The sequence below is a fragment of the Maribacter arenosus genome (genome assembly GCF_014610845.1).
GTDB lineage: Bacteria > Bacteroidota > Bacteroidia > Flavobacteriales > Flavobacteriaceae > Maribacter_A > Maribacter_A arenosus.
The window spans coordinates 126,923-150,280 of the sequence record NZ_JABTCG010000003.1 but is presented as its reverse complement, the minus strand read 5'-3'; the positions used below and the strand labels follow the sequence as shown (position 1 = coordinate 150,280).

The 23,358-nt window shown below is 41.3% G+C and carries 17 protein-coding genes; 1 reads left to right on the top strand and 16 read right to left on the bottom strand.

Annotated features, from left to right (window positions below; genetic code table 11):
* Positions 1-12: 12 nt before the first annotated feature.
* From HPE63_RS08775 to HPE63_RS08740, 8 genes are all read right to left on the bottom strand, one after another.
* Entirely contained in the window at positions 13-840 is an 828-nt protein-coding gene (locus HPE63_RS08775; protein ID WP_188313898.1) for a glycoside hydrolase family 16 protein, read from the bottom strand.
* Between the two features lie 23 nt (positions 841-863).
* The gene (locus tag HPE63_RS08770) at positions 864-3,008 is read right to left on the bottom strand and encodes an alpha-galactosidase (RefSeq protein ID WP_188313897.1); all 2,145 of its coding nucleotides are present in this window, start codon (positions 3,006-3,008) and stop codon (positions 864-866) included.
* 787 nt (positions 3,009-3,795) lie between these two features.
* A complete protein-coding gene (locus tag HPE63_RS08765) occupies positions 3,796-4,089 on the bottom strand; it encodes a GIY-YIG nuclease family protein (protein WP_188313896.1) in 294 nt (97 codons plus the stop codon).
* Positions 4,090-4,654: 565 nt separating this feature from the next.
* A complete protein-coding gene (locus HPE63_RS08760; protein ID WP_188313895.1) occupies positions 4,655-6,262 on the bottom strand; it encodes a sulfatase in 1,608 nt (535 codons plus the stop codon).
* Positions 6,263-6,280: 18 nt separating this feature from the next.
* Complete coding sequence (locus tag HPE63_RS08755) at positions 6,281-7,615, bottom strand: alpha-L-fucosidase (protein ID WP_188313894.1); 1,335 nt, start codon at positions 7,613-7,615, stop codon at positions 6,281-6,283.
* 265 nt (positions 7,616-7,880) lie between these two features.
* Positions 7,881-10,241, bottom strand: coding sequence for a glycoside hydrolase family 95 protein (locus tag HPE63_RS08750; protein WP_188313893.1), 2,361 nt, complete (start codon positions 10,239-10,241; stop codon positions 7,881-7,883).
* Between the two features lie 19 nt (positions 10,242-10,260).
* Entirely contained in the window at positions 10,261-11,670 is a 1,410-nt protein-coding gene (locus HPE63_RS08745) for a sialate O-acetylesterase (RefSeq protein WP_188313892.1), read from the bottom strand.
* Entirely contained in the window at positions 11,667-13,274 is a 1,608-nt protein-coding gene (locus tag HPE63_RS08740; RefSeq protein ID WP_188313891.1) for a sulfatase family protein, read from the bottom strand. Before HPE63_RS08740 ends, HPE63_RS08745 begins: the two co-directional genes overlap by 4 nt.
* A 263-nt stretch (positions 13,275-13,537) precedes the next feature.
* Between HPE63_RS08740 and HPE63_RS08735 the strand changes: the two genes are divergently transcribed.
* The gene (locus tag HPE63_RS08735; protein ID WP_188314311.1) at positions 13,538-14,923 is read left to right on the top strand and encodes an exonuclease domain-containing protein; all 1,386 of its coding nucleotides are present in this window, start codon (positions 13,538-13,540) and stop codon (positions 14,921-14,923) included.
* Positions 14,924-15,359: 436 nt separating this feature from the next.
* On the opposite strand, the gene HPE63_RS18570 is transcribed toward HPE63_RS08735, so the two are convergent.
* The 8 genes from HPE63_RS18570 to HPE63_RS08700 all read right to left on the bottom strand — a co-directional run bounded on the left by HPE63_RS18570 (position 15,360) and on the right by HPE63_RS08700 (position 23,307).
* Positions 15,360-15,491, bottom strand: a complete 132-nt coding sequence (locus HPE63_RS18570; protein ID WP_262890207.1) for a hypothetical protein — start codon at positions 15,489-15,491, stop codon at positions 15,360-15,362.
* A 103-nt stretch (positions 15,492-15,594) separates the two neighbouring features.
* The gene (locus HPE63_RS08730) at positions 15,595-15,801 is read right to left on the bottom strand and encodes a YgaP family membrane protein (RefSeq protein WP_188313890.1); all 207 of its coding nucleotides are present in this window, start codon (positions 15,799-15,801) and stop codon (positions 15,595-15,597) included.
* A gap of 105 nt (positions 15,802-15,906) precedes the next feature.
* A complete protein-coding gene (locus tag HPE63_RS08725) occupies positions 15,907-17,319 on the bottom strand; it encodes an MBL fold metallo-hydrolase (RefSeq protein WP_188313889.1) in 1,413 nt (470 codons plus the stop codon).
* A gap of 67 nt (positions 17,320-17,386) precedes the next feature.
* Positions 17,387-19,111, bottom strand: coding sequence for a SulP family inorganic anion transporter (locus HPE63_RS08720; RefSeq protein ID WP_188313888.1), 1,725 nt, complete (start codon positions 19,109-19,111; stop codon positions 17,387-17,389).
* A gap of 330 nt (positions 19,112-19,441) precedes the next feature.
* Positions 19,442-21,262, bottom strand: coding sequence for a hypothetical protein (locus HPE63_RS08715; protein ID WP_188313887.1), 1,821 nt, complete (start codon positions 21,260-21,262; stop codon positions 19,442-19,444).
* A 184-nt stretch (positions 21,263-21,446) separates the two neighbouring features.
* Positions 21,447-21,902, bottom strand: a complete 456-nt coding sequence (locus tag HPE63_RS08710; RefSeq protein ID WP_188313886.1) for a GNAT family N-acetyltransferase — start codon at positions 21,900-21,902, stop codon at positions 21,447-21,449.
* Positions 21,903-21,904: 2 nt separating this feature from the next.
* Positions 21,905-22,495, bottom strand: coding sequence for a DinB family protein (locus HPE63_RS08705; protein WP_188313885.1), 591 nt, complete (start codon positions 22,493-22,495; stop codon positions 21,905-21,907).
* Positions 22,496-22,530: 35 nt separating this feature from the next.
* The gene (locus HPE63_RS08700) at positions 22,531-23,307 is read right to left on the bottom strand and encodes an aldose epimerase family protein (protein ID WP_188313884.1); all 777 of its coding nucleotides are present in this window, start codon (positions 23,305-23,307) and stop codon (positions 22,531-22,533) included.
* Positions 23,308-23,358 lie beyond the last annotated feature (51 nt).

The following is a 23,358-nucleotide window of genomic DNA, read 5'->3' as shown; positions in this document are numbered from 1 at the left end:
CCTTAAAGATACTCATTGATATAGTTTTACCCAATCGATGATCATCTGAACCGGTAAGTCCTTGGGGTCTACTTCCCCTACCCAAGATCCTCCCAACTGCTGGTCTATGAGCAGGTAAAAAGGTTGATCGAAAGGCCATTGTGATGGATCTACCCCTTCCATTCTTGGATAGGTATAGGATTCCTTGTCGTTTAAGGTATACACCAACCTATCGGGATACCACTCTAGACCAAACGTATTGAATTGTTCCGTATCACATGGCACGGTGGTATAATACGGTGGATTCTCTTTTTGTTTAAGTTCCAAAGTATAGTACGAATGGGTCGTTTGATAGATGATGGAATCATAATTCAAATGTTCCATGATATCAATTTCCCCATTTCTCGGGTAGTCCCCATATTTTTTTTGCTCCGAAAGCATCCAAATAGCGGGCCAAGCCCCTTGGGCACTCTCCAATTTGGCCCGAATTTCTATTTTACCATATTGAAAGGCTAATTTTCCTTTGGTATAAATACCCCCTGTTAAATAGGGCCTTGGATCCTTAAGGGTATCGTTGTTTTTGATTCCTTTGAGGTACATCAGCCCATCAGTAATTTCATAGCACTGGTCGTCACTGGTCATATAATTACCCCAATCCGCATTGTTGGGGGGTATGCGTGTCCATTTCGTTGTGTCCAATTCCTTGGTTTCAAATTCATCCTGCCATACCAATTTCCAAGCTTTCTTTGGCCTATTTTCCTTTTGCACCAATAGGGTCGGAATCGGTTCTTCAGGTGTCATCACCTTGCAACCGACCAAGAGAAGTAAAACGATGCCGTAAATACCTACTTTATTTTTCATGCTGATCTTTATTTAAACTTCCATTATTTTACAACAAACCAGGTATAGCCATTAGCTGGTATACGAACCTTGATTTCCGATCCGTATTTCCGGTTCAATTTTGAGGTTATAGGGTTCCCTCCTTTTTCCGAAATGAGGGCCGTATCGTCTAAACCCGTATAGTATAAGGGGACTTCAATTTTTTCCTCAATGTTTTTAGATGTTGGATTAAAAAACATAACAAACGCCTTTTCCTCCAATTGCGGATTTACGTGCATAAACCCATCCCAGGTACGACCATTCGGTCTTCGTAAATGGATGATATCCGAATTCAGAATATCCCTGTATTTCTTATAATGTGCAATTTGTTCAAGTACTAAGGATTTGGTCGTATCGGTATCATAGAGCCGCGGGCCCCTATAGCAGGCCTGTACGCCTGAACCATAGTTTTGTGCCATGTGGGCCTCATACGAATCGAGGTGTTCGTTCAATGGTTCCAGAGTTGCGGCCGCTCCGCCCCCATGATATTCCGTCAAGGGAACGAAAGTCCAAGCCATTGAAGGTGTTTTTTCCCAAGTGCCGTCATAAATATTCTGCCTGCCTAATATGATCTGCTGGTCCCTGGGCAATGACCAATTTACTTCCCGATACCCGATACCACATTTATTAGAACCTTGCAAATAATAGAAATCAGGGGCATTCAAGTAAATATCCTTTTTTTTGAGCCAGTGATAAAAGTCCTTGGTAATATTCCATTGTACCCATTGGGAATCTTCATAACCTTTATGGTATTTGTGGGTGGTAGACGCGCAATAATCCCCTGGATACGGTCCATCATGCTCTAAAAGATCAAATCCTGTTTTTTCGAGAAAATATTTCAATTTTTCTAGATAGGAATGTCCCCATTCGGATGCCAAACAAGGCGCATTCCCGAATTTGGCACCCCCTGGTTTCCCTGTGTCCTTATCGATTACGTCTACCGAATCATCGATCTTTCGACTGGAGAAAAGTGAGTACCCGCCCAATTCTATTCCATTGGCATGGGCATAGTCGGCCAGTTTTTTGAATTTTTCGATATTCCCGGTAGAATTATCCTCCATATTTAATCCGCTGCCAAAACTCAAAATGACCATTTCGTACCCCGTGGCCACACATTGGTCTATGGCCGTTTTCACCTTTTTGGGATCGGTGGTCGTTAAATGCATAAAAATGGGGTTTTCCGTTGCCCAAGGCGCTAATAATCGATACATTCTTCGAATGGCCAACGAGTTTCGCTCTCGGTCCGAACCATCTTGCAACAATTCATAGGTTCGAAAACTTGTAAAGGTGGATTTTGGATCCAATGCTACGGCAGGACCAACTTTTAGGGTGCTTGTCAATAAACATTCCGTTTGCAATAACCAATTTACTTGGGAGGTATATTCAGGGTCTTGCTCCCAAAATATAGACGTTTCGGATTCCCCTGAGGTGAAGCCACCAAAAGAATAGTCACTTTCGACATGCATATTTGGACGACGCCATCTTTTTGGGGTTTCCACATAGTTTTCCGTTTCAGGAAATGCCAATATCTCACTTTTGAACCCTGAGATCTGTATGGGTTTATTGGTATTGTTTTCCAAACTTATCCATTTCGATAACAGCGGAATACCATCATATATTTCATAATGAACGTTTACAATAATGTCTTTGAGTTCTCTTGAATGATGTTTAAATTGAAGGATCAAAGCTTTGCCCTTTGGCACAGAGGGTGCTGCCGTGTGATATCTTTTAGCGCTGTTCCAATTTAATTTAGGTTTTATATCTTCAATTGTATGGGTGTCATATTTGAATGAAGCGGAATCCGCCGCAAGTCCATCGATCCATTCTTCCAAAAGATAACCGTGTTCCTTCAATCCAAACAGACCTCCGACGGCATAGGTTTTATCGTTGATTGAAACCTCAGCCTCGGGCTTTATACTTCTCAGCATAGATTCACCTGTTGTTGAATTTCTAAATTCGATAGTGGCCACATTGGGTTCAATCCTAAGGGTGCGGCTTACAAGTCCGTTCCTTAAAATAAGGTCGTTTCCGTGCTGAACAATTTCAGCGGTATAGTCCGAATTGTTAAGTAACCAATCTTTTTTAGTTTCTTGGGCGAAGCAGAATACGTTTGCTATAAACATAAAAATGACCAGGGTAGAATTTCTCATTTTAGATACATATGATTTTACGACGAATTTAACAAAAGCATTTCGAATAAAACCTTTGTGTGCCCTATGTAAATCTTAGTGCTCTTTGTAGTTGATCTTCCAAATCGATTTAAGCACATAGTCCAAATGGACTTGGCAGGGAACCTCTATGTGCATATGAAAAACGATTAAGACCGATGTATGAATGTGTCACTTCGAGTGAATTTTCGAGGCACGAGAAAATTTGTATCGAGAAGCTTTCACATACCAATGGTTCTCGATACAATTTTTTCTTTGCGTTTCACTTAAAGGAAAAACCACTCGAACTGACATTTAAGATTGATTTAATGTAATAAAGTATTCGACTCTTTTTCAGTATGTCAAACAATTACGTCCATGTTAGTGGATTTTCGAGGTACGAGAAAATCCGTATCGAGAAGCTTTCACATACCAATGGTTCTCGATACAATTTTTCCTTTGCGTTTCACTTAAAGGAAAAACCACTCGAACTGACATTTAAGATTGATTTAATGTAATAAAGTATTCGACTCTTTTTCAGTATGTAAATCAATTACGTCCATGTTAGTGGATTTTCGAGGTACGAGAAAATCCGTATCGAGAAGCTTTCACATACCAATGGTTCTCGATACAATTTTTCCTTTGCGTTTCACTTAAAGGAAAAACCACTCGAACTGACATTTAAGATTGATTTAATGTAATAAAGTATTCGACTCTTTTTCAGTATGTTAATCAATTACGTCCATGTTAGTGGATTTTCGAGGTACGAGAAAATCTGTATCGAGAAGCCTCACTCCCTGAATTTTTTCTTGGACAGATTAGGCAATGTATCATTCTTCCCAGCAATCAATGCCTTTTTCTTCTCCCGTGACCATTTCTTGATTTGCTTTTCGGATTCAATGGCTATATTCGGATCGGTAAACTCACAATGGAAAACCAATTTAACTGGTCTCCTGGTACTCGTATAACTCCCTTTATAAGTTCCCCATTGATGTGATTCCAATCGTTTGGTAAGGTTGGATGTTATCCCAGTGTAGTACGTTTTGTCAGCGCATTCCAAGATATAGACGTAGTAGATTTTCATGCTTTCAATTTACGATTTACTAAATGACCATAAAGACTTCTCGATACAATTTTTGACCGCGCTGCGCTTGTCAAAAACCACTCGAAGTGACATTTGGGATTATTATTTAGATGGTACGCAAAAAATTAATATTGTTTGCTCGTTTCATGGCTTCAATTTACGATTTACTAAATGACCATAAAGACTTCTCGATACAATTTTTGACCACGCTGCGCTTGTCAAAAACCACTCGAAGTGACATTTAGGGCTATTCGTAACAGGTAGGTAGAATCAAATAGTAAAGTATTATTCAATTTACGATTTGGTATACAATTGGTATGGCTTCTCGATACAATTTTTGACCACGCTGCGCTCGTCAAAAACCACTCGAAGTGACATTTAGGATGATCTACGACAAGTGGATATTGTCAAAAACTAGTGAAATATATTTCAAGAAGCTACACAATTACGTCAATGATAGGCCAAAAGTTGCCAATACACCAGAATGACTTTTTGGGACCTCACTCCTACTTGATATGTTTTTATGAATCTGATTACAATAAACTAGAAGAAAATAGAACTTGTTTTATTCTTCTGATTTAACAGTATTCGAACTTAAAATATCCACAGGATATTCCACCTGCTTCCCAGTAATCCTATCTATAGGCATTTGGGCCTTTACCGTTTTCAAATGATCTGTCAGTACCCTTGCCAGCTCCTGCACTTTATCGGATTGTTGTGCCACCAAATTGTTGGTTTCCCCAATATCCAACCGCAGGTTATACAATTCCATACGTCTATCGGCATGAAAATAAATGAATTTCCAATCCCCTTTTCTTACAGCGCTTGAAGCTCCTATACCTGGTCCTTCGGGTCCCCATTCGTTGGGGTAATGCCAGAATAAAGGGCGTACTTCCTCTTTGGGAGCATTTGGCACTCCCGCTTCTATCTCTTCTTCCATAAGCAAAGGCACAAAACTCTTACCATCGATGGTTTGAACGGTTTCAACGGTTTCCAACCCGGCCATCTCCACTATAGTTGGGTAGAAATCCTCAATAATCACGTAGTTCTCTGATTGCGTATTCGGAGCGATCTTTCCTGGCCATTTGACCAACATGGGTACCCGGATTCCTCCCTCATATACCGAACCTTTACCACTTGCTAGCGGTTTATTATGGGTATTAGGCTCTCCACCCCGTGCATGAGCGCTCAACCCACCGTTGTCTGACATAAAAAGGATAATCGTATTCTCCGCTATTTTCTTATCCGCCAAATAATCCATGATATCACCCAGACTCTTATCCATTCCCTCGATCATAGAGGCATAGTTGGCTTCGATGGAATCCATTCCTTTTTCAAGATATTTCTGTACAAATCGGTCATCGGGCATTATTGGGGTGTGCACAGCATAATGGGCCATATAGAGGAAAAAAGGTTGTTGGGTAGTCACTACGGAATCGATGGCCGATAATGCCTCAAAAGTCAATACTTCACTTAAATGAATATTTTTACCTTGGTATTTTTCCAATCCTGGAACGGCCCAAATTTCCTTGCCTTCCTTACCATTACCAAAATTCTCGGTACCCAGATAACTTTCCGGTGCCCCCGCCGCATGTCCGGCAATATTCACCTCAAAACCTAGGTTTAACGGATTTTCCCCAGGCGTGCCTATGGCCCCGAAATGAGCCTTACCCGTATGAACAGTATAATACCCCGCTTCATTCAATAACTTGGGGAGTGGCGTTGCATAAACGGCTAGGGAATCCCCAGTAACAGGACTCATTCCGTTCACGTTCCAATGGGGAAACTCCAGGGTTGGATGATTTTTCTCCATAGGTTGAAGGCTGTCTTTATGTAGGGTCCAATTGGTGACCCGATGGCGCGCCGCATTCATTCCGGTCATTAAACTTACGCGGGTGGGAGAACAAACGGCCGTAGCATATGCTTGGGTAAAGGCAATTCCGTCAGCCGCCAAACGCTGCATATTAGGGGTTTGATAGCTTTCATTGAACGGCGTCTGCTTATACCAAAAAGGCACAGAGGTATCTTGCCACCCCATATCATCTACCATGAACACTATGATATTGGGTTTGGGTTTGGGGATTTCCTCAGGTTCACATGCGCTAAATGCAATGAACAATAAGGCAATTACTGACACTTCAATTGTGATACTTCTAAATTTAATAATTCCCATAGCCTAAATTATGTCGTGCTAATTACTTTCTATGACCGCACCGTCTTCCCGGTACAATTCGATTTTTCCATCCAATAAAACCGCAAGTACCGTCAATTGCCCGTCCAAAACATAGTCGGGTATTTTAATATAGGTAATCCCGGGATAATGACTCCAATATACCTTCCCCACCACTTGATGCTCCAATTTTGAGCCTTGGCCTACTACCCAAATGCGGTTGATCTTATTCTTTAACCCTCGAATGACAACTTCACCCTTGGGATCCCCTTTTACGAACAAATACAGTATAGTACCGTCCTTGGACAAGGTGGTGGGCCCATAAAAATGTTCTTTGGGTATTCCGGCAACCGTACCATAAATAGCCTCTTTGTGCTTGTGGGTCCACCTTCCCAAATCTTTTAAAATATGCTCTTGCTCCTCCGGAATGGTTCCATCTGCTTTTGGGCCGATATCCAAAAGTAAATTCCCCCCATTCGATAGCACATCGGCAAAGATCCCGATAATCTGATCGCTGGTCTTATAATCAAGGTCGTTCTTTTGAAAACCCCATGAGTTGTTCATGGTCATACACAGTTCCCAGTACTTACTTTTAGGTCTGGTTATGGGCATACCCTGTTCAGGTGTAGCATAGTCGCCCTGATCCCGAAGCCTGGAATTCAGGATGGTGTTAGGATTCTTATCAAGTAATAACTGCCTTACCTCTGGGGCCTGCCATTCTTCGGAATTATGTTCCCAATCCCCATCGAACCAATAGAGGTCGGGATCGTAGTTTTCGGAAAGTTCCTTTAATTGTCCTTGGTAATAGTCCAAGAACCTATGCCAACGCTCGGGTTGGTCCTTTATATCATATCGCAAGGAATCCCTTGTAAAATGGGTATAATCTGGATAAGACCAATCGGGTAACGAAAAGTAGATTCCCACCTTTAACCCATTTTTACGGAGCGCATTCACAAAGGGGGTCAAAACATCTTTTTTCGCGGGGGTGCTTTTTACCACGTTTAAATCCCCGAACTTTGTGTTCCACAATGCAAATCCGTCATGGTGTTTTGAGGTAATCACGGAATACTTTGCACCACTTTCCTTGATTAGATTTACCCAAGCTTGGGGATTATATCGCTTTGCCGTGAAACCCTTGGTCTGCTTTAGATAGTCTTCGTGGGATATATAGCCATTAAAGAACGACCAGGATTCATCGATACCGTCTACGGCATACAATCCCCAATGAATGAATATGCCCAGTTTGGCATCTTGGAACCATTGCATTTTTTCCTGATGAACCGATAAGGAGTCCTGGGTCTGTGAATGCATCGCTAACCCCATCGACAGTAGGACTATGGTAAACAGTTTTTTCATATGATTAAAATTTCTTAATGCTCGTTTCATTATGACATTTCAATTTAAATCTGTTGTGCATTTTGATAGTATTGAATTGACTTCGGGAGTCAGTTCGAGTGTTTTTTCGGAATGCAATGAAGAAAAAATGTATCGAGAACCAATTTAGTCATAAAATCGTTCTCGATACGCTCGATTTCCGATGACAAAATCGGTAAATCAAGCACTCGAACTGACATTCTTACAAAATCAATCAAAATATGCAACAAAGAATTTAAACTATTATTTAGCGACTAAGATTTCCATTCAAAAGTACTTTTTTGTTTTTAGGCAAATTAACTTGAACTTCCATCTCGCCATATTTCAAACGAATCGATTTTTTAGCATTGGCCCTTAACCCCACTTGCCATAATACCCCATCTTTCCATTCGATATCGACTTCGATATCGCCCCGGGCCTTAAGCCCTTTTATGCTTCCATTTTTCCAATTGACAGGTAGTGCTGGCAATAGGCGTATAAAACCTTCATGGGATTGTAGCAACAACTCTGCGACTGCAGCGGTATATCCAAAATTACCATCGATTTGAAATGGTGGATGCTCATCGAATAAATTGTCGGCTACGGAAATCTGGAAGAATTTTTTGATATTTTCCGTTGCGGATGTTGCATCCAATAATCGGGCGTTCAAATTAATCATCCAAGCCCTACTCCAACCCGTACCTGCCCCGCCATGTTGTAAGCGGTAATCAATGGTCCTTTGGGCTGCTGCAAACGCTTCTGTATTATCGGAAGTGATTTCATCCCCGGGGTGTAGTGCATATAAGTGCGACATATGCCTATGGCCTTTTTCAGGCTCTTCGTAAGGTTCGTTCCATTCCAATAACCTGCCATCTTCCCCAACTACCACGCCCGGAAACAATTTATCCCGTTTGGCAGTAACCTCCCTTGTAAAATCATCCTCAATTCCCAAAATTTCGGAAGCTTCAAGCACATTGTCAAACACTTCGCCAATAATCTGATGTCCCATGGCACTCCCATAGGAAACCGCAGCCGGTTTCCCATTTGGGGCGATATAGGAATTCTCTGGAGACGTTTCCGGAACGGAGACCCATCTCTTACTCTTTTCATCCCATACCAACCAATCCAAATAAAATTCAGCAAGACCTTTTAAAGTAGGATATGCCCTATTTCTTAAAAATTCCTCGTCTTGGGTAAATCGATAATGTTCCCAATAGTGCTGCACGCCCCAACCCCCACCATGGATCCAAGAACCCCAATAGGCCTGTTCGGCCCGCATAAATGGAGTAGCCCATAAATCGGAGGCATGATGCGCCATCGTTCCCCGTTCTATACCATATTGTTTTTGAGCCGTTACTTTTCCGCGTTCCAGAACCTTATCCAAAAAATCAAAGAACGGTTGATGTAATTCACTTAAATTGGTAACCTCGGCCGGCCAATAATTCATCTGTAGATTGATATTCAAATGATAATCGGCATTCCAAGGAGCGGTAATATGCTCATTCCAAATCCCTTGTAGGTTGGCCGGATTGGTTCCCGGACGTGAAGAAGCAATCAATAAATAGCGTCCGAATTGGAATAATTTGGCGCCTAAATCAGGGTCGTCAAAACCGTCTTTCATCCGTTGTAAACGCTCATTAATTGGAAGGCTATCCAATTCCTTCCCTCCCAAATCCAAGTCCACTCGATTGTAGAACCGTTGATGATCTTTTTTATGTGTTTTTAAAAGGGTCTCAAAAGATTGGTTTGAGGCTTTGGCCAAAGTTTCGGCATTTTTTTGTTCATACCCTTGGGCATGATAAAAGGAGGTGTTTTCGACGATCAAAAGCTTGGCTTTTTTTACGTTTTTCAATGCTAACTGTCCGTTATTCGGGCTAATAATCCCTGTTTCGCTCTCTACTCTTAATCTGGTTTCAAATTGCACCCCATAATCGAGCGGTAAGGATTTGGAATCCCTTTTTCCATTGAATTGGGTAACCATGCCCATCATACTGATTTCATTATCGGACGGATTGTTAGTTGTTACCGTTGGCCGACCTTCATCCTTTGGGCGGTCGAGTTTCAGGTTGAAATCCATTCCATTGGGATTGGTAGTTGACAACTCTATAACCAAAACGTCATCTGGATTTGAAGCGAATACGGTCTGGAAATACTCATGGCCTTCCGATGAATACGTAATAGTAACCACCCCTTCATCCAAATTCAATTCACGGGAATAATTCTCAACACTTTTGTCCTCTAGAAAATCGATATACAGCTCTCCCATGGTCTGGTGCGAACGTACAATGGTCTTATAAGAGAAACGTTCAACCATTAGACTATCAACTTCCCTCGTTCTGCCTTGTTTTAAAAGCTTCCGAATTTCTTCCAAATCTTGTGGTGTACCGCGCCCATCTCCCCAATCGGGACCGCCAGGCCACATAGAATCCTCATTCAGTTGAATACGCTCATGGTTGGGGTCACCGAAAACCATGGCCCCAAGTCGACCATTGCCAACGGGCAAGGCCTCCATCCAATGTTCTGCAGGTTGATCGTACCATAATTTATCGGTATATATTCCTTCCTCTTCCTTACAAGCGGTCAGCAATAAAAGGAAACAAATACAAAAGGCACTATATCGTATTTTCATGAGTTATGGGTTTGTTGTGCTATTCTTCAAATTCCCAGGAATCCGTCCTAAAAGCAGAAGCTGGGAGACCTTCAGTATTGTATAAATTGGGTTGGGCCGTATCTGTGAAAGCAAATCGTACCGCTACGGGGTTTTTTACATTTTTTGCCGAAACCATAACCGTATTCCCAACAATTTTAGCTTTTGCGGGATAAAAAACACGATCGGGGCCTGCTACCATGAAATCGGTGAGTCTTTTTCCTTTTTTCACCAATCCCTCCTGGGCATGATCGAACAGGAGTGTGATTTTGTCCTTCCTTATTTCCATCGATTTATAAACAGGTCCTGAATACTCCAATGACGACACCCCATAATCTTTGGCCAAAGCCCATAAGGCCAATCGTCGACCCACCTCCTGTTTATTCCTAGGATGTATGTCTTCCAGATTTCCAATATCATTGGTCACGGCCATTCCGGTTTTGGGAATTTGCAATTGGGTCTGTAATTGGGCATCCCTTACAATTGCCACATCCAAAGCATCAGCGGCTTCATATTTAAATGGGGCCAATTGAGCGTAATAAAAGGGGAATTCATTATCCCAAACCTCTCGCCATGTTTTGATTAGCAGGGGAAAGGACTTGTAATAGGAAGTGGCATTTTGCCGGTTCGATTCCCCTTGATACCATATACACCCAGCAATCCTAAAATTAACCAATGGGTGTATCATGGCGTTATAGGCCCATCCCGGTTCATTGGGCCACCACTTTCTGGGCTCTATTTTTTTTGCTGCTTCAACTAATTCCGGATTCATGGAAAGCACCGTTTTAGGAATCCATGTCTCAATCGGGGTGCCCCCCCAGCTCGAACCGATCAATCCCATGGGCCATCCGGTTTTTTTATGGATATCCCTACCAAAGAAATACGCAACGGCACTGAAATTTGCCGTAGTTTCGGGAGTACATTCTACCCAAAATCCGGGTGTGTCATCCTGTGGATGTCGAGCCAAATGCCTATCAACGTGAAAAAAGCGGATATTCGGATACCTGGCATTTGAAATTTCGGTTTCAGCATTGACAATTTTGGAGTTGGCGGACCATTCCATATTGGATTGTCCGGAAGCCAACCACACCTCACCGATCAACACATTATCGATGACCACTTTCTCATGTCCCTCTATAGTGACCGTAAATGGACCCCCAGCAGCAGGTGTGGGTAGGCTAACCGACCAAACCCCTTGATAGGCCTCTGTGGTCACCGAAATATTGTTCCAAGAGCCTTTGATCGTTATGGAATCGGAGGTAGCCGTGGACCATCCCCAAATCGTAACGTTCGACTCTTGCTGAAGCACCATATTATCGGATAGGATCGAAGGAAGCCATATCTTGGCCGAACAAATTTGGACCGTTCCAATGACCCATAAAATGGAAATGAATTTTCTAAGGTTTTTCATGTTTTATGTAGTTTCTCTTTTAACATCGCAAGTTGTTTCCAGTTTTTGGAACCATACTTTTCAGGGTCGTTCTCCTGCTTTGTTCCCGGAGTGCTTCGACCATCTTCGATATATTGAAGCATCAATTGCCGTAATTGATGTTCCACTTCGGGATGTTTCCCGTAAAGATTGGCTTGTTCCCCAGGGTCGATTGCCAAATCATACAGCTGGAAAATAGGAAGTTCCCCTATCCCATCCGCATCAGGCTTGGGATGGCTCCAACCCCCAGAACCAGCACAAAAAATCATTTTCCACTGGTCTTTGCGAATAGCGAAACTACCGTTTATGGAATGGTGTACGGTGGCCTCCCGTTTAAAGTCGGTCGTGTTAGGGTCTTTAAAAATGGGTAAAAGTGAATAACTGTCCTCCCCTTCATTTTCCCTTAGGTCTATCTTTGCGACATCGGCCAAGGTGGCCATTAAGTCCGTGGTGCATATGGTCTTTTCCGAAACGGTGTTCGAGGCGATTTGTTTTGGCCATTTCACTATAAAGGGCACTCGATGTCCCCCTTCATAAATATCGGCTTTATGGCCTCTGAAATTGGCATTTGGATGATGTCCTTTCTCCTTTAAAACCTCAAAATCGGCCTCTGGTGAACATCCGTTGTCGCTGGTAAAGATCACAATGGTATTTTCTGTTAATCCTTTTTGAGCTAGCACTTCCACCACTTCGCCGACATAAGCATCGATCATAACCACAAAATCACCATACGGATTCGTGTTGCTTTTACCCTGCCATTCCTTCTTTGGTAATATGGGGGTATGGGGTGAAGGTAAGGCCAGATACAGAAAGAAGGGGTGGGCCTGGGTGGCTTTTTCTTCAATATAGGAGATTGCTTTCTTAAAAAAATTGGGGGTCACCTCCTCATGGATAAAATCGGAAGCTGTGGGACCCTTACGCCACCAGGTGTACTTACCTGTATCCTCAGTAACACGGTCTACGGCAGCTGTTGGACGACCATTTTCAATATAAATATAAGGTGCCATATCCAATGAACCGGAGTGGCCGTAGGAAAAATCGAATCCCAGATCATTGGGTCCGTTTTTAATGGGCTTTTCAAAGTCCATATTCTCAAAATCCCCATAATTCCAACCTTCACCCCCGAAATCCGTGGAATCTTTAAAGGCCCAGTCCCACCCAAGATGCCATTTTCCAATAAAAGCAGTATGATACCCTTTGCGCTTCAATAAGGATGCAACCGTTGTTCTTTGTTTAGGGATCAAGGCTTTTGATTTTCCCGTAAGCACACCGCTTTTTATCGCACTCCGCCAGTTGTACCGCCCGGTCAATATGCCATAACGTGTGGGTGTACAAACGGCGGATGAGGTATGTGCATCGATGAATTTAATGCCATTCGTTGCTAACGCATCGATATTCGGGGTCGTAATTTTTCCATTGGGATTAAAAGCATGGATATCGCCATACCCAAGATCGTCGGCCAAAATATAAATGATATTCGGTAATTGCTCGGTCGTTTCATCCTTTTCAGGGGCTTCTTTACACCCGGTCAAAAATAAAATACCGCATGGGACAAACAGTAAAAATAGCAATGATATCGCCTTCATATTTAATTATATACCTATGCTTCGCGGGATTTACTTTAAAAATAAGCAATCATTACATTTCTTCCCGCTTTTATTTCTAAAGTTTCCATATCGATTCTTGGGTGTTACCAATTACCCCATTTTTTGTAATACGAGTCCGGTCAATGTCGATAAAGCCCATAACGCGAAGTCTTGAAGCCTAATTGACTGGTGTAATTTAATGGGCAAACAATATATTTTCAAGTAACTTTGACAAAATAAACTAGTTTATTAAATTCATTGATCTGTATTCAATAGTTGACATAGAGACGACCGGAAACGGAATTAAGGGAAACAAAATCACGGAAATCTCCATATTCAAATATGATGGGTACGACATCGTGGATGAGTTTACCTCTTTGGTCAATCCCGAATGTGAGATTCCTTATTTCATTACCGGATTAACAGGGATTGACAATGATTTGGTCCGTGATGCCCCTACCTTGGTTGAAATTGCCGATCAGATTCTTGAAATTACCAGGGATAGCATATTTGTAGCGCACAGTGTGGGTTTCGATTACAATGTCATTAAGAATGAATTTAAATCCTTGGGGCTCGAGTTTACCCGAAAAAAACTCTGTACGGTACGCTTGTCCCGAAAACTGATCCCGGGCTATAATTCGTACAGTCTGGGTAAATTATGTTCCGCATTGGATATTCCTTTGACCGACAGGCATAGGGCCCGAGGTGATGCCCAAGCCACCACTATATTGTTTCAAAAACTTTTACGAACGGAAGGAGCGGAAGACGTTTTCAAGACTTTTTTGAACGCCCGTTCCCAGGAAATCACCTTACCTCCTGCATTGCCCAAGAAAATCTATGATGATTTGCCCAATGCTCCGGGTATCTACTATTTTAAAAATGCAAAGGGCAAGATCATTTATGTGGGCAAGGCCATCAACATTAAAAAAAGGGTTTTGAGTCATTTCTACGATAAGGCTACCAAAGAGATTCAAATGTGTGCCGTAACCGCGGATATCGATTTTGAACTTTCTGGAAACGAATTAGTTGCCCTTCTAATGGAATCAGCGTCAATAAAACACCATTACCCTGAATACAACCGATCACAAAAAAGAACGGTACAGCGGTATGGTATTTTCAGTTATGAGGACAGGAACGGTATTCTTCATCTGGCCTTCAACAAAATAAAACAGGCCCCTGATCCTGTTGCCATCTTTTATAATACAACGGATTGCCGTTTGTATTTGGAGGAAGTCTGTAAAACATTTTCCTTGTGTGCGAAGTACTGTCATTTACAGGAAAATGTGGATACATGTTCGCATTATCGAATAAAAGAATGCGATGGTATATGTCGTGGGGACGAAACCGTGGATGCCTATAACAAAAAGGTAGAGGAGGCCCTATCCTTCATGCGTGATAATAGTGAAAGCCTTCTCATTCAGGAGAAAGGAAGGACGTATAGTGAAAGAGCCTTTGTAATGCTTAAGAATGGAATTTATATGGGCTATGGCTTTGTCGACAAAGATATCCAAATCAGTACCGTTGAAGATTTGGAAGCCTATTTGATCCCTCAGAAAAACACTTTGGAAACCGAACGGATCATTCAGTCATATCTTACAAGAAACCCACACAACGTACAACAGTTCACAACAACCGATGATGCCCACTGAGCTCAGTCGTTCAGTTTGTTATACATACGTATGACAAAGAGGATCCATATCACAAAAAAGATGGATACGATAATAGAGTAAATCAGGATAAACTCCATTATTTCTTATATTTTAAATAGTTCATGAACCCTAATATGGTGGGTGCCCAAAACGCGATGAAAATGGCGTCCAACTTGTCCCCCGTAAGAAATATCACTTCTGAAACTATAATTATTGAAATCACAACGAGCAGCATAATGCAGTTCATAACCCCAATCCGCTCAATAAAATTCTTTATCATTACTAGTGTATTACTGACTAAATATAACTATTAAATGAATTAAAGCTAATAAAATGAAATACAAAAAACAGGAAGAAGGTTGCGATACGTTTACAACCATCACCGGTATTAAATAGGTCGCCAGACCCGGGCTACGAATTTATTAGGAATAAGGATTTAGTTTTTATCCCTTTTTCCGCTATTCATGAAGATTATAAGTGTAACGACCAACCCTATTACGACGGCACCAAAAACACCGATCATAATAATTCCGTTGCCCCAATTTACCAAAGGTAGTACGTATGCCATACCATCAAATTTTATATCTAGATTGCGTAAAAATATAGGACTTTAACAATTGAAAATATGATAAAAGTCAGGTACAACCAATATCGGTAGCTTTAGAACGTTCTTATCTTTGCTTGCTACAACTATCGATTCCCAAAACGCCATATAACGGACAAAAACCAACCAAACCCGTGAGCACGAAAATACCGGCTAAGGCCAATAAAATATAGGCCAAAGTGTCTTCGACTACTTCAAAATAGACCAAAAGTCCAATAATCAAGGCCAATATCACCCGAATCAGCTTGTCCGTTCCACCCATATTTTTCTTCATATCTTCTTACTTAAGTTACTAAATACTCAATGGTCATAACCATAATGGTAATAAGTGTTACGCATAACACACAAGCCATTGCAATTTTTAATATCTTGGATTTACTCATTTAAAAGTGGTTGGACAAACAGCATCAGTTACCTTGATACCTGATGCCTTTATAGCCGAAAAACCTTCCGAAATATCGATTAAATTATGGATTCCCCTAGCCTTTAAAATTGAAGCTGCAATTACAGATCGGTAGCCGCCTTCGCAATGCAATAAAAAGATACGGTCCTTTGGGAATTCTGTAAACTGTTCATTTAAAAAATCCAAGGGTATATTGATGGCGTTGACCACATGTTCTTTCTTGTACTCACTTTCCTTGCGGACATCGAATAAGGGCACTTTGTTCGCATTGATTTCCTCACTTACCTCATCGGCGGTCACGGCGGTAATCTTATCATAGTCTTTCCCAGCACTCTTCCAGGCATCAAAACCACCTTTCAAATAGCCGAGGGTACCATCGAAACCTACACGTGACAATCGGATTACGGATTCCTTTTCCTTACCCACAGGGGCCACTAGTAAAATGGGCTGTTTTACATCGGCAAGCAGAGCCCCCACCCAGGGTGCGAAATCACCATTTAAACCTATGAAAATGGAACGCGGAATATGGCCTTTCACAAATTCATCCTGATGTCTCACATCCAAAACCACAGCACCTGTTTCGTTAGCAGCAATCTCGAAGTCTTCGGGACTCAACGCGGTTCTACCTCGTTCGAGTATCGCCCCTATATCTTCATACCCCTCTTTGTTCATTTTTACATTCAAGGGAAAGTACTTGGGGGGCGGCAATAATCCTTCGGTCACTTCAGCAATGAACTCTTGCTTGGTCATATCCGCCCGTAAGGCATAATTCATCTTTTTTTGATTCCCCAGTGTATCTACAGTTTCCTTCATCATGTTCTTACCACAGGCCGATCCTGCACCATGGGCGGGATAAACGATTACATCATCTGCCAATGGCATTATTTTATTACGAAGACTGTCAAACAAAATACCAGCTAAGTCCTCTTGGGTCATATCGGCCGCTTTCTGGGCCAGATCAGGTCGACCTACATCCCCCAAAAACAAGGTGTCCCCTGAAAAGATGGCATGATCCCTTCCCACTTCATCCTTTAATAGATAGGTGGTGCTCTCCATGGTATGCCCTGGAGTATGGAGCACTTTGATCGTAATATCCCCTAGTTTGAATTCCTGATTATCGGCTGCTATGATCGCATCAAAAGATGGATTTGCCAAAGGCCCATAAACTATAGATGCACCGGTCTCCTTGGCCAAAGTAATATGTCCACTTACAAAATCAGCATGAAAATGGGTCTCAAAGATGTATTTGATTTTGGCATTATCAGCTTTTGCCCTTTGTATATAGGGTTCTACTTCACGCAAGGGATCAATAATGGCTACTTCTCCTTTGCTTTCTATATAATAAGCCCCTTGGGCCAAACAACCTGTATAAATCTGTTGGATATTCATCTTCTTCCTTTTCAAAAATTTATTCAAAAATAACGCTTATGACACCTTTACTCGGTAACAATAGTTACTATTTAGATTTCCTTTGGTGCGCAATTTTCTGACACGTGTCCTGAATATTCCTAGGATCATCAAAACACGCGACTGCCTCTTTTGTACGTACAAAAAGAAACTCATTTCCTAATGCCTCAGCGATACCACTACTAAAAATAATATCCCTTGTGGGGCCAGTGGCGCCCACGATATAAAACTGGATATTGCGATTATGCAATTCCTCAATCACGGATATCAACATGCTTGCAGCCGTTGAGTCTATATAATTGATGGGTTCCGCATTTAGGATGACCCCTTTTAAGGAGGTTCCCTTTGCATTGACCTCTTTTAGCAAATGTTTCTTAAAATAGTTCTTATTTCCAAAAAACAATTGTGAATCGAAACGGATGATAAGCAGGTCATCCCTTTGCTCAATATCCTCACCAAAACGGTTTATGTTTTTGTAATATTCAGATCCACGGACTTTTCCTAAAACGGCATAATGCGGTTTTGATATGCGGTATACCATCAATAACAAAGAAAAAAGAACCCCAATAAGTACCCCTTCCTTTATACCAATAAACAAGGTAATCAAAAAAGTACATATCAATAGCCAATATTCATCCTTCCGATATTTCCAAAGTGTTCTCGGATAGGTAAAATCTATTAAACCGAATACCGAAACCATAATTATACTGGCCAGGACGGCATTGGGCAAATAAAAAAACAATGGGGTTAAAAACAACAAGGTGATGATGACCATGGTCACACTGAACAGTGCAAACCCATTTGTTTGACCCCCAGCATCGTTACTTATCGCTGAGCGTGAAAAACTAGCGGTAACAGGATAGGACTGAAAGAACGAACCAACCATATTGGAAGCGCCCAAGGCAACTAGTTCTTGATTGGCATCGATACGATCTTCCTTATTTTTTTCCTCTATAGACTTACCGATCGAAATCATCTCAAGATAACCGACCAATGCCAACGTCAAGGCTATAGGCCAGAGTTCCAAACCTTTTTGTAGATCAAAATCCGGTACTTTAAAATTGGGGAGGCCAATGGGGATTTCGCCCACTATTTTTACCCCATATTGCTGTAGATCGAATAGATAAACAATAAGAATCCCTGAAAATACCACCAATAGTACCGAAGGGATTTTTTTATTCCATTTTTTAAGGAGTACAATGAACACTATCCCAAATAATCCGATGGAAAAATCATAGAAATTGATATCGCCCATTTTCCCAGAGACATTGATGAGCAGTTCATGAAACTTGCTGCTATTTTCCATTTCGATGCCCAGCAGATGTTTTAATTGACTGAATATAATAATACAGGCCACTGCCGAGGTAAATCCGCTAATCACGGGTCTGGACAAAAAGTTGGCCAAAAAACCCATTCTCAAAAGCCCCAAAACCAACTGTATCAGCCCTACCATAAAAGCCAAAAAGATAGCCGTGGCAATGTAGTTTTCAACCCCGGTAATGGCTAAGGTCCCCAAACCAACCGCAACCAAAAGGGAATCCATTGCGACTGGACCAATGGCCACTTGCCTGGAGGTCCCTAAAAACATATAGACCAAAAGCGGAAAAACAGAAGCGTAGAGCCCATAGACTGGGGGAAGCCCAGCGACCATGGCGTATGCCATTCCTTGCGGAATTAGAACGATACCCACGGTAAGTCCGGCTATCAAATCTTTTGACAAGTACCTTTTATCGTAATTGGAAACCCAATCTACAAAGGGAAAAAACTTTCGCATTGGTCAAATTTAATCAAATCGAGTGTTTTTTATGGAAAAATCATAGGAACTACAAGGTTTAAATATGGAATAGAAGTACGTAACCATTTTCAGGGCTTACTATTGTTGGGGATTAGGGAAAGTGGCAAACTTTACTTTCATCCTAAAAAAATAAACTTCCGATGGATTGAAATTTAAGAGTCATGTATAAACGGCACTGCATAAGCCAAAATCAACACAGGGATGAAGGTTTAATATGGAAGAAAGAAAAATTGTCCGCCGGCCTTTTGCCAATGCAATTCGTTGGTAAAACTATATTTTAGAATCCAATCCAGAAAATAAATCGGTCGATCAAGCGCCAATGGTATTGAGTTCGCCCAGTTTCCCTATTTCAACATGCAAATGTTGTAATCTTTTTTTATTACTGTCCAATTCTTTCAGGAGGGATTCCTTGGTTTCCCGGAATACTTCTTTTGAGCTATTGAACAATGATTCATAGTAGGCTATACCGTCGTTCAGATTATTGATAAACCCAGTAAGGTAGCTCTCTTGTTTTTTATTAAAGGCGTTCTTTAGCTCCTCTATTTTGTTATTTAAATAATCGATATATAGTATAAGTTCCTTGACGAACATATTAGGACGATCTGAAGTCATAAGCACATTGGCCCTACCATAAATATGATCCGTAATCTCTTTTAGGCTCATCAATTTTGAAAAATAAGCCATATTGGGTCCCGGACATATAGAGACTCCTGTTCCTTCTACCCGGGTATCTATATTGTTCACCAGTAAAACAGATGTTCCCAAGCCCACGCAAATACAAGACTTATCAACTATCTTCCCATATTGTTCATTATGTTCTTTTTCAGGCAGTCCCAGCGTTTCCAGTTGCTTCAATTTTAAATGCTGGTACTGTCTTGAAGCCACACAGATATCCTTTTCGGTAAATTCGCTGTTCAATGACACAAATTTTCTCGGACACGAACTACCGGGTCTTCCCTTGGCAATCAATGCCTCTTTTTCCACATCCTTCGTATTCCCTTTAAGACTATTGAAAGGTACGCCCAGAGGGGAGATATTACTTAAATACAAATCTTTCTCGGTAGCATCCATTAGTTTTTCCAAGGTAGGATTATCTACCGTAGTGGCTTCAGGAACCAATAGAAAAGGTGTACCCCAACCCACTGAATCCAATTGGTAGTTATCCAGGAGAAATTGATGTTCCTCTGCAGTTCCCACCCCGCCTTGGGCCGTAATTCTTAACGGTAAAGCAGTTTTGGGTATTGGGCGATTTTTACTTTCCAGGGACTGTGCCAGAATTTCATAAGTCGATGCGATCAACTCTTCTCGTTTTTCTTTGAATTCCTCTAAAACAGGCCCAAGAAGATACCCATCGGTAGCAAAGGCATGCCCTCCACAATTCAGTCCGGATTCAATTCGGTATTCCGATACCCAAAGCCCCTTTTTTGCAAAGAATTTCCCTTGAATGAATGCCGAACGGAAGTCGCTGACCTTTAAGACAATCTTCTTCCTCAATTCCCCATTTTCGTTAGGGTAGAAATCTTCGAACTGCTCCATATACCCATATAACCTGGGACTCATACCCGCTGAAAGTATTACGGAGGATTTCAGATCACTTTCTGCAAAACCCCTTAAAGCCGCATGGGCATCATTATATTCGGTAGGTAATTTTTCGCCTTTCGAATAATTCACTTTATCTACCTTGGTCATTATATTCACGTCGATGCTGCCTAATGATAACTGGTCCTTTATCCAATTACCGGCCTCATTGAGGTTCATATATTTTTCCGATAGGTTCTTGAATTCCCTTTTTATGGAATTTCCATCGGGTAACATGCTTATGTATTCCTTCAGCTCGTTACCTTTATTGATCGTGGTATCTTTTAACTCCTCGAATTTTTGCTCTGCCAAAGTATTGATCAAATTGAGATAGGACGTAATTCGTTTCGCCCTGAAATCGTCAATTTTATCGGTTATTTCCTTATAGGGGATCTCATAGAACTCGCAGTACATTTTCCTTAACTTCTCAAGAAGAATATCATCAACCAGCGAAATAACCGAATCTATACCATATTGGGCAACTTTCAAAGGGGTATCTACGGTGAATCCAATGCCCATTACAGGAATATGGAATGTGTGTTTATTTGTCATAGTAGACTAATTTCCTAGGAAGCTTCCTAAACTTTCCCCTAGGCTTTAAATGAATTGGCAAAGGTACAAAAAAACGGACAAGTGAGGTTGATTTAACACTATGACCCTATACTTTAACAGGTTGCAGGGGCATTAAACTAAAACGACCATTAAGAAGCAGCCCAAAACCAAGTTTGCCAAAGGTTTATTGGCGTAGCGATTTCTTGAAGCACACACTGTTTTCCACCCCTTTGTATTGCCCATAATTAGGGATGGGCTGATATCCATTTTTAACATATAGTGAAATCGCCTCGGGTTGCCTTTTGCCTGTTTCTAGCATACAGGTCGTATAGCCCATCTCCTCTGCCCAAATTTCGAGTTCCGATAGTACTTTTGTCGCCAAACCTTTTCCTCTATCCTTTGGAAGGGTAAACATGCGTTTTACCTCCATGGTCTTCTTGTCCAATGGCTTAATGGCACCACAAGCGACTGGCTTAAGATGCTCAAAGAGAACCACAACATACTTGAGGCCTTCTATGCTATTAAATTGATCGTAAAAAGAATGCTCGTCCCCATCGCGATCTGCCAATTCGCCATCAAGTAGCTGTACGAGCCCTTTAAAATCATTGTTTTCGGAATCTGTTCGAACAGTTTTAATCATCGCTATTGTTTGACATTACCCATAAACAAGTTGACTTTGGAGTTGAATGGATTTCCGGCAGCCCTTCGCATCATGACAATTTGACCAGCATGCCAAACAGCATCTTCAATGTGTCCATTTATTAGATTCCAGAAAGGAAATTCGGCATTGCCATTTTTTCGTATAAAAACAATCTTGTGTTCGGCTAAATTTTTGGACACCTTGAACAAATCACTTGCATTTTTAAAATTCCCCAGGGTTCTTTTTCGCTTCTCGATCATCGTTAATTCCTCTGGTTCGGCCGAAAAATCGGTTGGCTGGTTTTTAGCGGAATTTAAGATGGTAGTAGATAGGGAATATATATGATCCATGGTCTCGGTAATAGTCCTGCCTTCCTCACTGGGCCTATATTCCAAATCTTCATCCGATAATCCTTCCGTGGCCCAAAAATATCTAAAACCCAGACCATCGATCATTCGCGCAACAACAGTGCCAGGCGTATATTGAGAAGGGGCTTCAGGAATTTTATCATAAGGCAGCTTTTCATTCATAACTTCTTGGGCTAAGGTAAAACTAATAACAAGGATTGCCAGTAAACTAAAATACAATTTCATAGGGGACCTATAATTTATCGTGTAAAATTAGGTGATTAAAATGGCATTATCCGTACCACAAAATTTACTTCTTTTTCATTTAAAACCATAAAACCTTTATTCAAATTATGCTGTTCAACAGCATACGGGTAAAAAGTTATGGGTTCAATACAAATCATAGTAGGCACTTCGGTCCATAACATAAAGTTACCGAAACCTTGGGTTTTAATTTTAAGCCTCATGGCGTCTTTCAATATCAGGGTTTCGCAATTTTCGACTTGCAGGGCCCGACCCCCTACTTCAAGTACTTGGGCAAGATCTATATTTCGTTCATCTATTTCGATGATAGGTTTTCTTGTGTGTAATTTGAATGCCGGATGATATCCTAACATAAAAGGCATACCCGTTTCCCCCGACACCTTGAATGTAATTTTAAGTCCATTTTCCTGGAGTTCAAATTGTTTTACAAAAGTGAAGCTGTAAGGCCAAAACAATTCATTGACCGATGATTTATCAGGAAATTTGGAATTTTTTACTGGTGTGTTGGCTAAGTACTTCTTTTGAAAAACAGCATGATGATCTGAATGTTGCACAAGTTCATATTCAAGCTCCCTTAACAGTCCGTGTTGGTCTTGAATTGCCGTTCCTCTTGGGGTTTTTACCTTGAAATCGGCCATTTCTGTAGGCCCGATAATGGGAAACATTTCGGTATCCGAGTTGCGCCATCCTGGACTCCCTTTTTGGTGGATGTACTCATGCCCATCAACCGTATAACCAATTAATTCACCAGCATCTATCTTTATCGTTTGGTTTCCCGTTGAGAGTAGTATCATATTGTGTTGAATAAGTTGGCTCGTTTATTTGTTATGTGCCATAGCAAAGAA